This is a genomic window from Streptomyces sp. B15 (genome assembly GCF_018070605.1).
GTDB lineage: Bacteria > Actinomycetota > Actinomycetes > Streptomycetales > Streptomycetaceae > Streptomyces > Streptomyces smyrnaeus.
Window position 1 is genome coordinate 42,173 of record NZ_JAGPXJ010000044.1, and the last position, 17,636, is coordinate 59,808.

Sequence of the window (17,636 nt, forward strand, 5' to 3'; positions counted from 1 at the left end):
CCCGTCATCTGGTCCATGGCCGGTACCGGGCACATTCTGCCCCAACCGGCCCTGCGCTCACCGCAGGTTGGCCCGCACTTCGGCCACCACCCGATCGAGTGGCAACGCCGTCTGCTCGCCGCTGGTGAGGTCCTTGAGCTGGGCCACGCCCTCGGCGAGGTCACGCTCTCCCAGCAGCAGCGCGAACCGGGCTCCGGAGCGGTTGGCCGACTTCATGGCGTTCTTCATGCCCTTGCCGCCGTACGCCAGGTCCGCGGCGACGCCCTCCCGGCGCAACTCGGTGACCAGGCCGAACAGCCGTCGGCGCGCCTCGTCGCCGATGGGGACGGCGAACAGCTCGGTCGCCGGTGCCAGTTCGAGCTCGACCCCTTCGGCCTCCAGCGCCAGCACCGTGCGATCCACACCCAGTGCCCAGCCGACGGACGGCAGGGCGGGCCCGCCGATCATCTCGGAGAGGCCGTCGTACCGGCCGCCGCCGCCGATGGCCGACTGCGAGCCGAGGCCGTCGTGGACGAACTCGAAAGTGGTACGCGTGTAGTAGTCGAGACCGCGCACCAGTCGGGGGTCGTCCTCGAAGGGCACGCCCGCCTCGGTCAGCAGCGCCCGCACCTCCTCGTGGAAGGCCTTGCACTCCTCGCACAGGTGGTCGCGCATCATCGGGGCTTCGGCCAACTGGCGACGCACGCTCTCCCGCTTGTCGTCCAGCACGCGCAGCGGGTTGATCTCGATGCGGGCCCGGGTGTCCTCGTCCAGTTCGAGGCCGCGCAGGAAGTCCTGCAGCGCGGCCCGGTAGACCGGCCGGCAGGTGCGGTCGCCCAGGGAGTTGAGCAGCAGCCGGAAGCCGCTGAGCCCCAGCGAGCGGTACGCGTCGTACGCCAGGATGATCAGCTCGGCGTCCAGCGTCGGGTCCTCGGTGCCCAGCGCCTCGGCGCCCACCTGGGAGAAGTGCCGGTACCGGCCCTTCTGGGGGCGCTCGTAGCGGTAGTACGAACCCGAATACCACAGCTTCACCGGGAGGTTGCCCGCCTTGTGCAGGTTGGCCTCCAGCGCGGCGCGCAGCACCGAGGCGGTGCCCTCGGGGCGCAGGGCCAGCTCGTCGCCGCCCTTGGTGGTGAGGGTGTACATCTCCTTGGTCACGATGTCGGTGGACTCACCGACACCGCGTGCGAACAGCTCGACGCTCTCGAACCCGGGGGTTTCCACATAGCCGTAACCGGACCTGCGCAGCGGTGCGGAGATGGCGTCGCGCACGGCGAGGTACTTCGCGGAGTCGGGCGGCAGCAGGTCGTAGGTGCCCTTGGGGGCCTTGTAGGTGCTCACGTGGCTTCTCGTCACATTCCTCGTCGCGGGGCGGCTGCGGCGTCGGTGCCGCCGCCTCCCGGGCCGTGCTCCGCCACCTGTCGCAGGAAGGGGTTGGTGGCGCGCTCGCGGCCGATGGTCGTCTGGTGCATGTGTCCGGGCAGGACCACGGTCTCGTCCTCCAGCGGAAGGCACACACGCGCCAGGGACCGGAGGATCTCGTCCGGGTCGCCGCCGGGCAGATCGGTGCGGCCGATGGAGCCGGGGAACAACAGATCACCCGAGAACAGCACCGGCGGCACATCCGCCTGCTCGGGCATCCGGAAGGTCACCGACCCCTTGGTATGGCCGGGCGCGTGCGCGACGGTCAGCTCCAGCCCCGCCAGGGTCAACACCGCGCCGTCGGACAGCTCCTCGACGTCGTCCGGCTCGCCCACCGTCAGCTCGCCCATCAGCGGCTGCCCGATGGTCATCCCCAGCGCCTTCTCCGGGTCGCTCATCATGTAGCGGTCGTCCGGGTGGATCCAGGCGGGCACGTCGTGCGAGCCGCAGACCGGGACGACGGAGGCGACATGGTCGATGTGACCGTGCGTGAGGATCACCGCCACCGGCTTGAGCCGATGCTTGGCGACAGCCTCCTCGACACCCTGCGCGGCCTGGTGGCCCGGGTCGATGATCACGCACTCCTCGCCTGCGGCCGGGGCGACCAGATAACAGTTGGTCCCCCAGGCCCCGGCGGGGAACCCGGCAACGAGCACGATCGTCCTTCATTCGTCCGACAGCGGAGGGGCGACGACGCGGCCGAGCAGGCCCGTCGCCGGTCAGGCAGCTGCCAGCCTACCGGCGCGGGTCCGCGTGCGGCGAACCCGTAACGGGCAGCGCGAATCCGTGCAGGTGGCGTATACGGTACGTGAGGTCCGCAGGTACGACGCCTCGAAGACGCCTCGCCCAACGCCCCGCCTAACGCCTCGAAGGAGACGAGACCGTGGTCAGCAGTGAGCAGCGCAGAAAGCAGCTCGCCCGTCAGAAGTACGAGCGGCAGCTCAAGCGACGGGAGGCGGCCCGTCGCAAAGCCCGCATACGCAACGTCTCGATCGCCCTCGGACTGGTGATGGTCCTGGCGATGGGCGGGGCCTACGCCGCCTCCGGCGGGCTCAACGGGGACGAGAAGGACGACGCCGCGGCGGATCAGCCCTCCGCGCCTCCCACCAGCAAGGCCCCGGACCCCTGCGAGAAGCCCGCCAAGGGCAGGCCGACCGGCAAGCAGTGGAAGAAGGAACCACCCATGAAGGTGGACAAGTCGGCCTCGTACACGATGCGGCTGGAGACCACCTGCGGCGGTATCGACATCGACATGGACGCCGGCGAGGCGCCGCACACGGTCAACTCCTTCCACTTCCTGGCGGGCCAGAAGTTCTTCGACCACACCCGCTGCCACCGGATGACCGACCAGCCCCAGCTGCACGTGCTGCAGTGCGGGGATCCGACCGGCACCGGCAGCGGCGGACCCGGCTACGAGCTGTCCGACGAGAACCTCAAGGGCGCCGAGTACCCCGCGGGTACCGTCGCGATGGCCAACAGCGGCCCGGACACCGCCGGCAGCCAGTTCTTCCTCGTCTACGAGGACAGTAAGCTCCCGCCCAAGTACACACCGTTCGGCAAGGTCTCCGACTCGGGTATGAAGGTGCTCAAGAAGATCGCCAAGGCGGGTGTGGCCTCCCCGCAGGGTGACGGCCCGCCCAACGCCACCGTGGTGATCGACAGGGCTACGGTCCGTAAGTCCTGACCGACCAGCCGTCGCCGCCCGCGCGGTACGGTTCGGCGAACCGCTTCCGACCGGCAATTCGCCGCTCGCCGGATGCGGACAGCGCGGGCGCCGGTCGCCTATGTTGACTGTGACGAGATACGTGGACGATGCCGGGGGGCCACAGCCCCCGCAGGCATCTTGTGGAGGAGGCGCTGTGAGCAGCGACCCGTGGGGCCGCGTCGACGACGCGGGGACTGTGTACGTGCGTACGGCCGACGGCGAGAAGGTCGCCGGGTCGTGGCAGGCGGGCTCGCCCGACGAGGCCCTCGCCTACTTCAAGCGCAAGTACGACGGTCTGGTCGTGGAGATCGACCTGCTTGAGCGCCGGGTGAAGACGACCGATCTGTCCGCCAAGGACGCCACCGCCGCGATCGACCATCTGCGCGAGCAGATCGACGCGCACAACGCGGTGGGCGACCTGGAGGCGCTGCGGGCCCGGCTCGACCAGCTCGCCGAGACCGTCGAGCAGCGCCGTGAGGAGCGCAAGGCCCGCAAGGCGCAGCAGGCCGAGGAGGCGCGCCGCGCCAAGGAGGAACTGGTCGCCGAGGCGGAGGAGCTGGCCCGGAGCGAGCAGTGGCGGGCGGCCGGGGAGCGGCTGCGGGCGCTGGTGGACATCTGGAAGGGCCTGCCGCGGCTGGATCGCAAGAGCGACGACGAGCTGTGGCACCGCTTCTCGCACGCCCGCTCGGCGTTCTCCAAGCGCCGCAAGGCGCACTTCGCACAGCTGGACGCGCAGCGCGAGGAGGCGCGGCAGCGCAAGGAGAAGCTGGTCGCCGAGGCCGAGGCGCTCTCCGGCTCGCGCGACTGGGGTCCCACCGCGGCCAAGTACCGCGAGCTGATGCAGGACTGGAAGGCCGCCGGCCGGGCGCAGCGTGAGCACGAGGACGATCTGTGGGCGCGCTTCCGCGGTGCCCAGGACATCTTCTTCCAGGCCCGCAGCGAGGTCTTCGCCGAGCGCGACAGCGAGCAGCGGGAGAACCTGGCGCGGAAGGAGGAGCTGGCCGCCGAGGCGGAGAAGCTGCTACCCGTCACCGATCTGAAGGCAGCACGGAGCGCCTTCCGCTCCCTCAACGAGCGCTGGGACGCCATCGGCCATGTGCCGCGCGACGCGCGGCCGAAGATCGAGGGCCGGATGCACGCCGTCGAGCGGGCCATCCAGGAGGCAGAGGAAGCCGAGTGGCGCCGCACCAACCCGGAGGCGCGGGCCCGCGCCACGGGACTGGCGGGTCAGCTGCAGGACGCGGTCGACAAGCTGAAGGCCCAGATCGAGCAGGCCCGCGCCGCGGGGAACACCGCCAAGGTCGCCAAGCTGGAGCGCGAGCTGGAAGGCCGCCAGGCCCTCCTGGACCAAGCGCTCAGGGGCCTCCAGGAGTTCGGCGGCTGACCGCCGGGGGTGTGGGGGCACCGCCCCCGCACCCCCGGAGCCCTACTGCGGGCGCCGTGCAGAGGTGACGCGGTAGACGTCGTACACCCCCTCCACGCCACGTACTGCCTTCAGTACGTGGCCGAGGTGCTTGGGGTCGCCCATCTCGAAGGTGAAGCGGGAGACGGCGACCCGGTCGCGGGAGGTCTGCACGGCGGCCGAGAGGATGTTGACGTGCTGGTCGGACAGTACGCGGGTGACATCCGAGAGGAGACGGGAGCGGTCCAGGGCCTCGACCTGGATGGCGACCAGGAAGACGGACGACTGGGTGGGCGCCCACTCGACGTCCAGGATCCGCTCGGGCTCCCGGGCGAGGGAGTCGACGTTGACGCAGTCGGCGCGGTGCACCGAAACGCCGTTGCCGCGGGTGACGAATCCGATGATGGGGTCACCCGGCACTGGCGTACAGCAGCGGGCCAGCTTGACCCACACGTCCGACCCCGCGCCCTTGACGACGACACCCGGGTCGGTCGTGGAGCGGCGCCGCGAACTGCGCGCGGGCATCGGCGGAGCCGTCTCCGCGATGTCCTCCTTGGCCTCGTCCTCCCCGCCGAGCGCCTGCACCAGCTTCTGGCAGACGTTCTGCGCCGAGACATGGCCCTCGCCGATCGCCGCGTAGAGCGCGGAGATGTCGGGGTAGCGCATCTCGTGGGCGAGGGTGACCAGCGAGTCGCCGGTGAGGATGCGCTGGATGGGCAGGTTCTGCTTGCGCATGGCCCGCGCTATGGCGTCCTTGCCCTGCTCGATGGCCTCGTCGCGGCGCTCCTTGGTGAACCAGGCGCGGATCTTGTTGCGGGCGCGCGGTGACTTGACGAAGCCGAGCCAGTCCCGGGAGGGCCCGGCGCCGGACGCCTTGGAGGTGAAGACCTCGACGGTGTCGCCGTTGTCGAGGGTCGACTCCAGGGGCACCAGCCGGCCGTTGACGCGGGCGCCGATGGTGCGGTGGCCGACCTCGGTGTGGACGGCGTAGGCGAAGTCGACGGGGGTGGCGCCCGCCGGGAGCGCTATGACGTCGCCCTTGGGGGTGAAGACGAAGGTCTCGTTGCGGGAGAGGTCGAAGCGCAGCGACTCCAGGAACTCGCCGGGGTCCTCGGTCTCCTTCTGCCAGTCGAGCAGCTGGCGCAGCCACGACATGTCGTTGATCGCTTCGTCGTTGGCACCGCCCTTGCCCGCGCTTTTGGGCACGTCGGTGCGCACCTTGGAGGTACCGGCGACGGCCTGCTGCTTGTACTTCCAGTGCGCGGCGATGCCGTACTCGGCGCGGCGGTGCATGTCGAAGGTGCGGATCTGCAGTTCGACGGGCTTGCCGCCGGGCCCGATGACCGTCGTGTGCAGCGACTGGTACATGTTGAACTTGGGCATCGCGATGTAGTCCTTGAACCGCCCGGGAACCGGATTCCAGCGGGCGTGGACGGTGCCCAGCGCGGCATAGCAGTCGCGCACGGTGTCCACCAGGACGCGGATGCCCACCAGGTCGTAGATCTCCGCGAAGTCCCGGCCGCGGACGATCATCTTCTGGTAGACGCTGTAGTAGTGCTTGGGCCGCCCGGTGACGGTGGCCTTGATACGGGCGGCGCGCAGATCTGCCTGGACCTCGTCGGTGACGACGGCCAGGTACTCGTCCCGCTTGGGGGCCCGCTCGGCCACCAGCCGCACGATCTCGTCGTACATCTTGGGGTAGAGGATCGCGAAGGCGAGGTCCTCCAGCTCCCACTTGATGGTGTTCATGCCCAGCCGGTGGGCGAGCGGCGCGAAGATCTCCAGCGTCTCGCGGGCCTTCTGCTCCTGCTTGGACCGCTTGAGATAGCGCATCGTGCGCATGTTGTGCAGCCGGTCGGCGAGCTTGATCACCAGGACGCGGGGGTCCTTGGCCATCGCGACGACCATCTTGCGCACCGTCTCGGCCTGCGCGGCCTCACCGAACTTGACCTTGTCCAGCTTGGTGACGCCGTCCACCAGGAGGGCCACCTGGTCGCCGAAGTCGCGACGCAGGGTGTCGAGCCCGTACTCGGTGTCCTCGACGGTGTCGTGCAGCAGGCCCGCCATCAGCGTCGCCGGGTCCATGCCGAGCTCGGCGAGGATCGTGGTGACGGCGAGGGGGTGGGTGATGTATGGGTCGCCGCTCTTGCGCTTCTGACCGCGGTGCCAGCGCTCGGCGACCTGGTAGGCCCGCTCGATCTGGCGGAGCGTGGAGGACTCGATCTTGGGGTCGTTGCTGCGCACTATCCGCAGCAGCGGCTCCAGGACGGGGTTGAACGGGCTGGACCGCTGCACCCCCAGACGCGCCAGACGGGCGCGTACGCGGTTGGAGGACCCGGAGCGGCCCGATACCCCGGAGACGGCGCGGGCGGGCGCCACACGGTCGCGAGCGTCGTTCTCGGCGCCCTTTCCGCGGTCGCCGCCCCTGCCGCCGCGGCCCGGGGCTCCGGTCTGCTTCCCGGAGGCGTCGGCGGCGCGGGACCGGCCGCTGCCCTCGCTCTTCGAGGGCAGCCCGCCGTTGGCCGCGGCGCCGGGCCGGCGCTGGGCCGCCTCGCCCGCGGCCTCCGCTTCCTGGCGCTGCGCGGCGGTGAGCTGCTGGGCCTCGTCTGGCAAGAGCACTCCTCGGTGGACCCCAGGTCGGACTGCCATGGTAGCCACCCGCACGGGGACGGGCCCGCCCGGACGGGACGGGGGGACGACGAAGGCGGCCACCCTCCCCCGGCCTTCGGTGCCGGGGTACGCCCTGTAGAACGTATCGGGTGGCCGCCTTGTGCCCTCGGCCGGTGTCCCAGGGCGGGACGGTGCGGTGGTCGGACCAGACCGCGGGTGGTCGGCTCAGACGGTGACGAGGACGTCGAGCGGCGCACCCGCCAGGGCCCGCTCCAGCCGCTTGCGTCCCTCCAGGAAGCCGAGCTCCAGCAGTATGGCCACGCCCGCGACCTCGGCACCGGTGCGCCGGATGAGCTGGACGGAGGCCTCGGCGGTGCCGCCGGTGGCCAGTACGTCGTCGATCACCAGCACCCGGTCGCCCTCCGTGAACCCCGCGGAGTGCACCTCGATCTGGGCGCTGCCGTATTCGAGGTCGTACGCCTGGGAGAGCGTGGCGCCCGGGAGCTTGCCGGACTTGCGGACGGGCACGAAGCCGACGCCCGCGCGCACGGCGGCGGGGGCGCCGAGGATGAAGCCGCGCGCCTCCAGACCGACGATCTTCGTCGCCCTGTGCCGCTCGGCGAGGTCGGCCAGCACATCGGTGAGGACGGCGAACGCCTTGGCGTCGGCGAGCAGCGGGGTGATGTCCTTGAACATCACTCCGGGCTTCGGATAGTCGGGCACGTCGTGGATCCGGCTGGTCAGCAGCTCCCGCACATCGGCGGGGACCAGCGGGACCGCTGAGGACTGGCTCGTGCTCACCGGCTCACCTGCGCTTTCCGGACGGCCTGCCGCGGCCTCGGCCACGGGAGGTCGGCTGGCGCCGCTGCCCCGCGACTCCGGCGCCCGCTGCCGCGGGGCCACCGTCGCGGCCGTTGTCCACGGTGACGGTGGGGCGGACACCGCCGTCACCGTCCGGGGCCTCGTCGTCCGGGTCGGCCTGCTCGCCGTCCTGGTCGTCGCCCGGCTCGTGGACCTCACGCTCGGCCGCCTTCTGCCGCTTGGCGTGCACCCGCTTGGCGAGGGCCTTCATCTCGGGCTGGCGCTCCTTGAAGTCGGCGACCAGCGGCGTGGCGATGAAGATCGAGGAGTAGGCGCCGGCGGCGAGGCCGACGAACAGGGAGAGCGCGATGTCGTTGAGCATGCCGCCACCGAGCATCCCGCCGCCGATGAACAGCAGGCCCGCGACCGGCAGCAGCGCCACGACGGTGGTGTTGATCGAGCGCACCAGCGTGCTGTTGATGCTGCGGTTGGCGACCTCGCTGTAGGTGTACCTGGTCTGCTTGGTGACGTTCTTGCTGCCCTCTCTCAGGCCGTCGAAGACGACGACCGTGTCGTAGAGCGAGTAGCCGAGAATCGTCAGCAGACCGATCACCGTGCCCGGTGTGACCTCGAAGCCGACGAGCGAGTAGACACCGACGGTGATGGTGATGTCATGGATCAGCGCGATGAGCGCGGCGAGCGCCATGCGCCACTCGAAGGCGATGGCGAGATAGATCACCACGAGGATCATGAAGATCCCGAGCCCCTGCCACGCCTTGTTGGCGATCTGCTCGCCCCAGCTGGGGCCGACCAGCTGGGCGTCGATCTTCTCCGGGTTGACGTGCAGTTCCTCGGCCAGCTTCTCCTTGACCTGGGTGGAGGTCTCGGTGTCGACGCTGGCGATCTGCACGCGCATACCGCCGTCGCCCAGCTCCTGGACGATGGCGGTGTGCCCGGAGATCTCCTCCGCCGAGTGCGTGGTCTGCTCCACGGAGGCGGAGGTCTTGGGCGTGGTGAAGACGGCGCCGCCCTCGAACTCGATGCCCATGTTGAGGCCGCGGACGACGACACCGACGATGGCCGTGATGGTGATCAGGATCGACAGGCCGTACCAGAACTTGCGGTGTCCGACGAAGTCGTAGCCGACCTCACCGCGGTACAGCCGGGCGCCGAGACTGCCGAGACGGGACACCTCAGGCCTCCTTCGTGTCGGTGCTGACGGTGCGGCGACCGCGCCGCAGGGGTGGCCTGGCTCCGAGCCGCTTGGGATCGAGACCGGACCAGGGATGTCCGTCGGCGAAGAACTTCCTGCGGGCGAGCAGCGTCATGACCGGCTTGGTGAAGAAGAAGACCACGACCACGTCCAGCGCGGTGGTCAGGCCCAGCGTGAACGCGAAGCCCTGCACCTTGCCGACCGAGACGATGAACAGCACCGCGGCGGCGAGGAAGGAGACGAAGTCGGAGACGAGGATGGTGCGCCGGGCACGAGGCCAGGCCCGCTCGACCGCCGGCCGCAGCGTACGGCCCTCGCGTACCTCGTCCCTTATACGTTCGAAGTAGACGATGAACGAGTCCGCCGTGATACCGATGGCGACGATGGCACCGCAGACGGCCGGCAGGTTGAGCGCGAAACTCATCGCCGGGCCCAGCAGCGTCATGATCGTGTACGTCATGACCGCGGAGACGAGCAGACTGAGAATGGCGATCAGGGCAAGGCCGCGGTAGTAGGCCACCAGATAGACGATCACCAGCGCGAGGCCGATGGCGCCCGCGATGAGACCCGCCTCCAGCTGGTCGCTGCCGAGCGCGGCGGTGACGGTGGTGACGTCCGACTCCTCGAAGGAGAGCGGCAGCGCACCGTAGGAGAGGATGTTGCCCAGTTCCTCCGCGGACTCCTGGGTGAAGCTGCCGGAGATCTCCGCGTTGCTGGTCAGTCGCTGGTTGACGGTCGGCGCCGACTGGACCTGGCCGTCGAGCACGATGGCGAACTGGTTCTGCGGCTGCGGATTCTTCGACAGCTTGCCGGTGATCTCGCCGAACTGGTCGGAACCCTTGTCGTTGAACGACATCTGGACGATCCACTGACCGCGCTGCTGGTCGAAGACCGCCTTGGCCTCACTGACGTTCTTGCCCTGCACGGCGACGGGGCCGAGCACGTACTTGATCGGATCCTTGGTGTCACAGGCGACGACCGGCTCGGAACCCTTGGTGCTCGCGGCCTTCTCGCTGGCCTTGGCCCGCGCTTCCTTGGTGCTGCAGTCGAGCGCGTTCAGCTTCTTGGTGAGTGCGGCCGAGACGCCGGGGGCCTGGGGCTGCTGCGGCGGCGCCGTGGGCTGCGGGCTCTTCTTCCCACCGGACTCGCCGGGCTTGGGGGTGGGGCTCTCGTCCGTCCTGGCGGTCAGCCCCTCGGTGACGGCGCGGCCCTGGCCGTTGGACGACGCGGAGGCCGACGGCGAGGAGGAGGGCGACGCCTTCTCGTCCTCGCCGCTCTTGCCGTCCTCGCCGCTCTTGCCGTCCTGCTTGTCGGAGCTGCCGGACTTGGAGGGCTTGGGCTGCGGCTTCTGCGGCTGCTGGGCCTGCGCCAGCGTCAGCACCGGACGGAAAGCAAGCTGCGCCGTGGTGCCCACCTGCTCGCGCGCCTGCTTGGAGTTGGTGCCCTTGGGGATGTTGACGATGATGTGCCGGTCGCCCTGGGTCTGAACCTCGGCCTCCGTCACGCCAAGACCGTTGACGCGCCGCTCGATGATGCCGACGGCGGTGTTCATGTTGGTCTTGTTGATCGCGTTGGGCTTGCCCGGCTGGTTCTTCGCCTCCAGCGTGATGCTGGTGCCACCGGCCAGGTCGATGCCCAGCCTGGGCGTCGTGTGGCCCGAGGCGAACATTCCCACGACCAGCCCAGCCGTGATCACCAGAATCAGCCCTAGGGCGCGCCACGGCCTCCCCTTGGCGCCGGAGGCCCTGCGACCCCTCTTCGGTGCTGCCACCTTCTCGTCTCTCCCTGTCCAACCGCCCGTGCCGCCCCGCGAGTTCGGCCGGGCGCGGCACAGCGGCGCGCGAAGTGGTCTGTGGACGTGCTACGCCGCCGGACCCGGTCTTCTCCCCCAGCCCGGCGGCGCTGACCTTACTTGGAGTCGGCGTCCCCGTCCCGCTTGCCGTCCTTGGCCTCGGCGGTGTCGGCCTTGGCCGAGTCCGTCTTCGGCTCGTCGTCGGACGCCTCGGCGGGCTCCTCGCCGTCCTGCTTCCCGGCGGCGTCGGCGTCGTCGCCGGCGTCCTTCTTCTGGAGGTCGGGCTTCGCGTCGGAGGGGGCGTCCTCGTCCTGGGTCAGCGAGGAGGCATCGTCGGGAACCACCGTGTCGACATCGAACTCTTCGCCCTCGGGGCCGTTCGTGATGCGGTCGAACTCCTCATCGGAGAGCACGGCACCGATGGCGTTCTTGGCGAAGAGCGCGTGCGTGCCGGGCTCGATCTCCACAAGGACGCTGTCCTCGCGGATCTCCTTGACGACGGCGTACATGCCCCCGATGGTGCGGATGCCCGTGCCAGGCTGCATCTGGTCGCGCATCTCAGCGGCCTGACGCTGCTTCTTCTTGGCGGAGCGAGTCATCAGGAACATGGCCCCGATGATCACAATGAACGGGAGCAGAGCAATAGGATCCACGGCGGAAGATATTCCTTCGCATGGCCGCGTCTCAGCGGCCTGGGTATTCGGGGTGGGCAAGCCTCCGCAAAGGGAGGGCGTCGGCGGAGTCTAAGCGAGCCTTCGCCGATGGAACAACGTCAAGCATGGCACCGAGGTTCCTGACTCGACGAGTCTCCGCGCCGTCACGCTCCGAACAGGCCCTGTTGCCCCGACCCTCCGGAAGCCGACCGCGAGGACTGCTGGGGCGGGGTGAGACCCATATGAGCCCATGCGGCTGGTGTGGCCACGCGACCACGAGGAGTACGGGCCAGCAGCCCCTCGCGCACGAGGAACGGCTCGGCCACTTCCTCCACTGTCTCACGCTCCTCCCCCACCGCGACGGCGAGCGTGGAGAGCCCGACCGGGCCGCCGCCGAACAGCTTCAGCAGCGAGCCGAGGACCGCACGGTCGAGCCGGTCGAGACCGCGCCCGTCCACCTCGTAGACCTCCAGCGCCGCCGCCGCCACCTCGCGGGTGATGACACCGTCGGCCTTGACCTGTGCGTAGTCCCTCACCCTGCGCAACAGCCGGTTGGCGATACGCGGCGTCCCCCGGGACCGCCCGGCGATCTCCACGGCGCCCTCCGGGTCCGTGCGCACCTCCAGCAGCTGAGCGGACCGGCGTACGACCTGCTCCAGCTCCGTCGGCTCGTAGAACTCCATGTGGGCCGTGAAGCCGAAGCGGTCCCGCAGCGGCGGGGGCAGCAGTCCGGCCCGGGTGGTGGCACCGACCAGCGTGAACGGCGGCAGCTCCAGCGGGATGGCCGTCGCCCCCGGCCCCTTGCCGACGATCACATCGACGCGGAAGTCCTCCATGGCCATGTAGAGCATCTCCTCGGCCGGACGGGACATCCGGTGGATCTCGTCCAGGAAGAGCACCTCGCCCTCCTGGAGCGAGGAGAGGATCGCCGCGAGATCGCCCGCGTGCTGGATGGCGGGGCCGGAGGTGATGCGGATGGGCGCGCCCATCTCGGCCGCGATGATCATCGACAGTGTCGTCTTGCCCAGCCCGGGCGCGCCGGACAGCAGCACATGATCGGCGGTGCCCCCGCGGGCCCGCGCGGCGCGCAGCACCAGATCGAGCTGCTCGCGCACCTTGGGCTGCCCGATGAACTCCCCCAACTGCTTGGGGCGCAGCGCGGCTTCGACAGCCTGCTCGTCGCTGTCGACCTCCGCGTCGACGAGCCGTTCGTCAAAGCTCATGGTGTCACCGTGCCCGGTTCAGCGACTGGAGGGCGGCCTTCAGCAGCACACCGACCTGGGGCTCGCCGCCGTCCGCGACGACGGCTTCCGCCTGCGGTGCCACTGCCGTGACGGCGTCGTCCGCCTCCTTGGCCGCGTATCCCAAGCCGACCAGCGCGGCGTGCAGTTGCTCCTGCCAGCCCGCGGCGGCCCGGGCGGCGGCGCGCGAGGCGGGCACCGTGCCCAGCGGCTTGCCGAGCCGGTCCTTCAGCTCCAGCAGCAACTTCTGCGCACCCTTCTTCCCGATGCCCGGCACAGCGGTCAGCGCCTTCTCGTCGCCGCTGGAGACAGCGAGCCGCAGCGCGTCGGGGCTGTGCACCGCGAGCATCGCCTGGGCCAGCCGCGGGCCCACCCCGCTGGCGGTCTGGAGCAGTTCGAAGGTCTGCCGCTCGTCGTCGTCCGCGAAGCCGTAGAGGGTCAGCGAGTCCTCCCGTACGACCAGCGAGGTGGCGAGCTTGGCCGGCTCGCCCATGCGCAGCCCGGCGAGCGTGCCCGGCGTGCACTGGACGGCCATACCGACTCCGCCGACCTCGATCACGGCGGAGTCGGGGCCGAGCGCGGCGACGGGTCCCGAGACGGAGGCGATCATCGAACGGTGCCTTTCCTGCGGGGCTGCGGACGGTGGTTGCCTGAGGCGGGGGCGGTCTGCCGGGCGGCGACAGCCTGTTGCAGCCGGTTGCGCGCGGGGCCACGCCAGATGTGGCAGACGGCGAGGGCGAGCGCGTCGGCCGCGTCGGCGGGCTTCGGCGGGGACGCGAGCCCCAGCAGCCGCGTCACCATGGCGCCGACCTGCGCCTTCTCGGCCCGTCCCGAGCCGGTGACGGCTGCCTTCACCTCGCTGGGGGTGTGCAGCGCCACGGGCAGTCCGCGCCGGGCCGCGCACAGCATGGCCACGGCACTGGCCTGCGCGGTGCCCATGACGGTGCGGACGTTGTGCTGGCTGAAGACCCGCTCCACGGCGACCGCTTCGGGGCGGTGCTCATCCAGCCACTCCTCCAGTCCGCGCTCGATCAGCACCAGCCGCTCGGGGATCTCCGCCTCGGCAGGCGTGCGGATCACCCCGACGCCCGCCATGGTCAGCCGTCGCCCCGCGACACCGTCGACCACGCCGATGCCACAGCGGGTCAGCCCCGGGTCGACCCCCAGCACGCGCAATGCCATCCCCCTCTCCCGGTGTGCCCTGTGCAACCGTGCCTGTGTTCCCGCAGGTTATCGGGAACCTCTGACAGAACCGGGCACCCCGCAACGGGGCCGTGCCCCGTTGCGGGCGCGGGGAACAGCGCGACGGCCGGCCACCGACGACCCGCGGCCCGCAGCCGACGGGCAGGGCCACCCGCTCACCGTCGCAGGGGGGAGGGCCTATGCGTCGACCTTGGCCATCACTTCGTCCGACACGTCGAAGTTGGCGAAGACGTTCTGCACGTCGTCGCTGTCGTCGAGCGCGTCGATCAGCTTGAAGATCTTGCGCGCGCCCTCCTCGTCCAGCTCCACCTGCATGCTGGGGACGAAGCTGGCCTCGGCCGAGTCGTAGTCGATACCGGCCTCGACCAGCGCCGTACGCACGTCGACCAGGTCGGTGGCCTCGCTGATCACCTCGAAGTTCTCACCGAGGTCGTTGACCTCCTCGACGCCCGCCTCCAGCACGGCGGCGAGGACGTCGTCCTCGGTCCGGCCGTTCTTGGGGACGATGACGACGCCCTTGCGGTTGAACAGGTAGGAGACCGAGCCGGGGTCGGCCATGGAGCCGCCGTTGCGGGTCATGGCGACCCGCACGTCCGAGGCGGCGCGGTTGCGGTTGTCGGTGAGGCACTCGACCAGCACGGCGACGCCGTTGGGGCCGTACCCCTCGTACATGATCGTCTCGTAGTCGGCGCCCCCGGCCTCCAGGCCCGCGCCGCGCTTGACCGCGCTGTCGATGTTCTTGTTGGGAACCGACTGCTTCTTCGCCTTCTGAATGGCGTCGTAGAGGGTCGGGTTGCCCTCCGGGTCGGCACCGCCCATCCGGGCCGCGACCTCGATGTTCTTGATCAGCTTCGCGAAGAGCTTGCCGCGCTTGGCATCGATCACGGCCTTCTTGTGCTTGGTGGTTGCCCACTTAGAGTGGCCGGACACAGCCTCGCTCCTTCACAGTCCCGACTTCTCCCGACGCGCAGATCCTACCGTCAGCGACTCAGTGTGCTGACCGCACCATCTGCGTGAACAGCGCGTGCACCCGCTGGTCGCCGGTCAGCTCCGGATGGAAGGCGGTGGCCAGCAGGTGCCGCTGGCGGACGGCCACCGGATGACCGTCGTAGGAGGCCAGCGTCTCGGCCGCCGCGCCCGTCGACTCGACCCAGGGGGCGCGGATGAAGACGCCTTCGACCGGTCCGCCGGGGACCGCCGGCATCTCCACGGTCGCCTCGAACGACTCGTTCTGGCGGCCGAACGCGTTGCGGCGGACGATCATGTCGATGCCGCCGATGGTCTCCTGCCCGGAGCGCGGATCGAGGATCTTGTCGGCGAGCAGGATCATCCCGGCGCACGAGCCGTACGCGGGCATCCCCGCCGAGACCCGCTCCCGGAGCCGGTCCATGAGGCCGAAGGTGATGGCGAGTTTGCTGATCGTGGTCGACTCGCCCCCTGGTATGACCAGGCCGTCGACCGCGTCGAGCTCTTCGAGGCGGCGCACCTGTACGGCCTTCGCCCCCGCCGCCTCCAGGGCGGCCAGATGTTCACGGACGTCGCCCTGGAGGGCGAGCACACCGATCGTCGGTGCGGACACTGTCACTTACCGGTCCTTCTTGATCGCTGGGCGCCTGCGCGGGAGAACGGTGCCGGTGACGGGCGGTGCCGCCCGCCACCGGGCACGCGGCGATCACCAGCCGCGGCTGGCGTAGCGCTCCGTCTCCGGGAGGGTGTCGCAGTTGATGCCGACCATCGCCTCACCCAGACCGCGGGAGGCATCGGCGATGATCTTGGGGTCGTCGTAGAAGGTGGTGGCCTTCACGATGGCCGCGGCGCGCTTGGCCGGGTCGCCCGACTTGAAGATGCCGGAGCCGACGAAGACGCCCTCCGCACCGAGCTGGCGCATCAGCGCCGCGTCCGCCGGGGTGGCCACACCGCCCGCCGAGAAGAGGACGACCGGCAGCTTGCCCGCCACCGCGACCTCCTTGACCAGCTCGTACGGCGCGCGCAGTTCCTTGGCCGCCGCGTAGAGCTCGTTGTTGTCCAGGACGGTCAGCTTGCCGATCTCGTTCTTGATCTGGCGCATGTGCCGGACGGCCTCGACCACGTTGCCGGTGCCGGCCTCGCCCTTGGAACGGATCATGGCCGCGCCCTCGGCGATCCGGCGCAGGGCCTCGCCCAGGTTGGTGGCGCCGCACACGAAGGGCGTGGTGAAGGCGAACTTGTCGCTGTGGTTGACCTCGTCGGCCGGGGTGAGGACCTCCGACTCGTCGATGTAGTCGACACCGAGCGCCTGGAGGACCTGAGCCTCCACGATGTGGCCGATACGGGACTTGGCCATCACCGGGATCGAGACGGCCTCGATGATGCCCTCGATCATGTCGGGGTCCGACATCCGGGCCACGCCTCCGTCCTTGCGGATGTCGGCGGGCACACGCTCCAGCGCCATGACGGCGACGGCACCCGAGTCCTCGGCGATCTTCGCCTGCTCCGGCGTGACGACATCCATGATCACGCCGCCCTTGAGCTGCTCGGCCATACCCCGCTTGACGCGGGCCGTACCGGTCTCGGGGCGCTGCTGCGCGGCGGACGCCTGGGTGGAGTCGGGGGCGGTGGACGGAGTTGACACGTTCGACCTCGCTGAAGAGTGATGTTCGACGGGACCTCTCAAGCCCTCGGCCAATCCTGCGCGCACGAGTCCACCCGCGAAAAGGGCCAATCACCCGGCTGTGGCCTGCACGGCTCCGGCCACTTCGGCCGGGACACCGGTTGCCCGCACAGGTGGCCCGCGCCGTCAGTCCTCGGCGGGGTGCCCCCGGTCGGCCAGCACCGGCGGTGGCTCGTCGTCCATCTCGAACGCCAGCGGCGAGGCGGCGTGCCCGGCCAGCCGGAACCAGCGGACCGTGCGGTGCCGCCGCAGCGCCCGTGCCGCACGTACGGCGTCGTTGTGGAAGCGCCGCGCCATCGGCACCCTGCGTACCGCCGCGCCCAGCTCGGCGGCGGTCTCGTGCCCGCCGGGGGCCGCCCGTACGACCTCCAGCTGGGCGCTCTCGGCGAAGACGGCCCGCAGCGCCTGGCTCAGCTCGCTCTCGGCCACCTCGCGCTGGTCCTCCTCCGCCTGCCGGGCGCCGTGCGCGGCCTGGTAGAGCACCATCGAGGCGGCAGGGTCCAGGACGCCGGCCGTGGCCAGCTCCTGGGCGATGGAGGCGCGGCGCAGCAACGTGGCGTCCAGCGCCGCCTTGGCCGCGTCGATCCGCGCGTGCAGCCGGTCCAGGCGCCCCGCTGTCCAGCTCAGATAGACGCCGACGAGCAGCAGCGCAACAACGATCCAGATGACGGTGGTGAGGGTCGGCATCGTGGCTATCGGTCCTAGGGCTCAGTCCCGGGCGAGGCCGAACCGGGCGCGGAGCCCGGTGCGCTCGTCCGGGGCGACGGAGGCGGCGCCGTCCGCGACCGTCTCGTACACGGCGAGGATGTCGGCGCCGACGGTGGACCAGTCGAACCTGCGCACATGCCGGGTGCCGCGCTTGCGCAGGTCGGCGCGGCGCGCCGGGTCGGCGAGCAGGCCCACGGCGCGGGCGGCCAGCGCGTCGGCCTGCTCGACGGGGAACAGCTCGCCGGCCGCTCCCCCAT

Annotated in this window: 17 protein-coding genes; 2 read left to right on the forward strand and 15 right to left on the reverse strand. The window is 70.4% G+C overall.

Annotated elements, in window-relative coordinates; genetic code table 11:
* Positions 1-57 precede the first annotated feature (57 nt).
* Positions 58-1,320 carry a histidine--tRNA ligase gene (gene hisS / locus KBY19_RS20230; protein ID WP_099878692.1) on the reverse strand — a complete coding sequence of 421 codons (1,263 nt, stop codon included), beginning with the start codon at positions 1,318-1,320 and terminating at the stop codon, positions 58-60.
* 11 nt (positions 1,321-1,331) lie between these two features.
* Complete coding sequence (locus KBY19_RS20235; RefSeq protein WP_210966346.1) at positions 1,332-2,057, reverse strand: MBL fold metallo-hydrolase; 726 nt, start codon at positions 2,055-2,057, stop codon at positions 1,332-1,334.
* A 227-nt stretch (positions 2,058-2,284) separates the two neighbouring features.
* Between KBY19_RS20235 and KBY19_RS20240 the strand changes: the two genes are divergently transcribed.
* Positions 2,285-3,085, forward strand: coding sequence for a peptidylprolyl isomerase (locus tag KBY19_RS20240; protein ID WP_099878696.1), 801 nt, complete (start codon positions 2,285-2,287; stop codon positions 3,083-3,085).
* 175 nt (positions 3,086-3,260) lie between these two features.
* Positions 3,261-4,490 (forward strand): DUF349 domain-containing protein, encoded by a 1,230-nt coding sequence (locus tag KBY19_RS20245; RefSeq protein WP_210966347.1) that lies wholly within the window; start codon positions 3,261-3,263, stop codon positions 4,488-4,490.
* A gap of 42 nt (positions 4,491-4,532) precedes the next feature.
* Here the strand turns inward: KBY19_RS20245 and KBY19_RS20250 are convergent, their stop codons facing one another.
* From KBY19_RS20250 to KBY19_RS20310, 13 genes are all read right to left on the reverse strand, one after another.
* Positions 4,533-7,121 (reverse strand): bifunctional (p)ppGpp synthetase/guanosine-3',5'-bis(diphosphate) 3'-pyrophosphohydrolase, encoded by a 2,589-nt coding sequence (locus KBY19_RS20250; RefSeq protein ID WP_210966348.1) that lies wholly within the window; start codon positions 7,119-7,121, stop codon positions 4,533-4,535.
* A gap of 222 nt (positions 7,122-7,343) precedes the next feature.
* The gene (locus KBY19_RS20255) at positions 7,344-7,919 is read right to left on the reverse strand and encodes an adenine phosphoribosyltransferase (RefSeq protein WP_210966349.1); all 576 of its coding nucleotides are present in this window, start codon (positions 7,917-7,919) and stop codon (positions 7,344-7,346) included.
* 4 nt (positions 7,920-7,923) lie between these two features.
* Complete coding sequence (gene secF / locus KBY19_RS20260; protein ID WP_099878703.1) at positions 7,924-9,111, reverse strand: protein translocase subunit SecF; 1,188 nt, start codon at positions 9,109-9,111, stop codon at positions 7,924-7,926.
* A gap of 1 nt (position 9,112) precedes the next feature.
* Positions 9,113-10,903, reverse strand: a complete 1,791-nt coding sequence (gene secD / locus KBY19_RS20265; protein ID WP_210956341.1) for a protein translocase subunit SecD — start codon at positions 10,901-10,903, stop codon at positions 9,113-9,115.
* 137 nt (positions 10,904-11,040) lie between these two features.
* Positions 11,041-11,577 (reverse strand): preprotein translocase subunit YajC, encoded by a 537-nt coding sequence (gene yajC / locus KBY19_RS20270; RefSeq protein ID WP_099878707.1) that lies wholly within the window; start codon positions 11,575-11,577, stop codon positions 11,041-11,043.
* 164 nt (positions 11,578-11,741) lie between these two features.
* Positions 11,742-12,800 (reverse strand): Holliday junction branch migration DNA helicase RuvB, encoded by a 1,059-nt coding sequence (gene ruvB, locus KBY19_RS20275; RefSeq protein WP_099878709.1) that lies wholly within the window; start codon positions 12,798-12,800, stop codon positions 11,742-11,744.
* Positions 12,801-12,804: 4 nt separating this feature from the next.
* Positions 12,805-13,428 carry a Holliday junction branch migration protein RuvA gene (ruvA, locus tag KBY19_RS20280; protein WP_099878711.1) on the reverse strand — a complete coding sequence of 208 codons (624 nt, stop codon included), beginning with the start codon at positions 13,426-13,428 and terminating at the stop codon, positions 12,805-12,807.
* Positions 13,425-13,994, reverse strand: a complete 570-nt coding sequence (gene ruvC / locus KBY19_RS20285) for a crossover junction endodeoxyribonuclease RuvC (protein ID WP_210966351.1) — start codon at positions 13,992-13,994, stop codon at positions 13,425-13,427. Before ruvC ends, ruvA begins: the two co-directional genes overlap by 4 nt.
* Positions 13,995-14,198: 204 nt before the next feature.
* Positions 14,199-14,951, reverse strand: coding sequence for a YebC/PmpR family DNA-binding transcriptional regulator (locus KBY19_RS20290; RefSeq protein WP_099878713.1), 753 nt, complete (start codon positions 14,949-14,951; stop codon positions 14,199-14,201).
* A gap of 58 nt (positions 14,952-15,009) precedes the next feature.
* Positions 15,010-15,600, reverse strand: a complete 591-nt coding sequence (gene pdxT, locus KBY19_RS20295; protein WP_099878716.1) for a pyridoxal 5'-phosphate synthase glutaminase subunit PdxT — start codon at positions 15,598-15,600, stop codon at positions 15,010-15,012.
* A gap of 93 nt (positions 15,601-15,693) precedes the next feature.
* Positions 15,694-16,542 (reverse strand): pyridoxal 5'-phosphate synthase lyase subunit PdxS, encoded by an 849-nt coding sequence (pdxS, locus tag KBY19_RS20300; protein WP_247691208.1) that lies wholly within the window; start codon positions 16,540-16,542, stop codon positions 15,694-15,696.
* 255 nt (positions 16,543-16,797) lie between these two features.
* Positions 16,798-17,358, reverse strand: a complete 561-nt coding sequence (locus KBY19_RS20305; protein ID WP_099878720.1) for a hypothetical protein — start codon at positions 17,356-17,358, stop codon at positions 16,798-16,800.
* 21 nt (positions 17,359-17,379) lie between these two features.
* The coding region (locus KBY19_RS20310; protein WP_368860992.1) for a glycosyltransferase at positions 17,380-17,636 on the reverse strand (257 nt) is incomplete at its 5' end.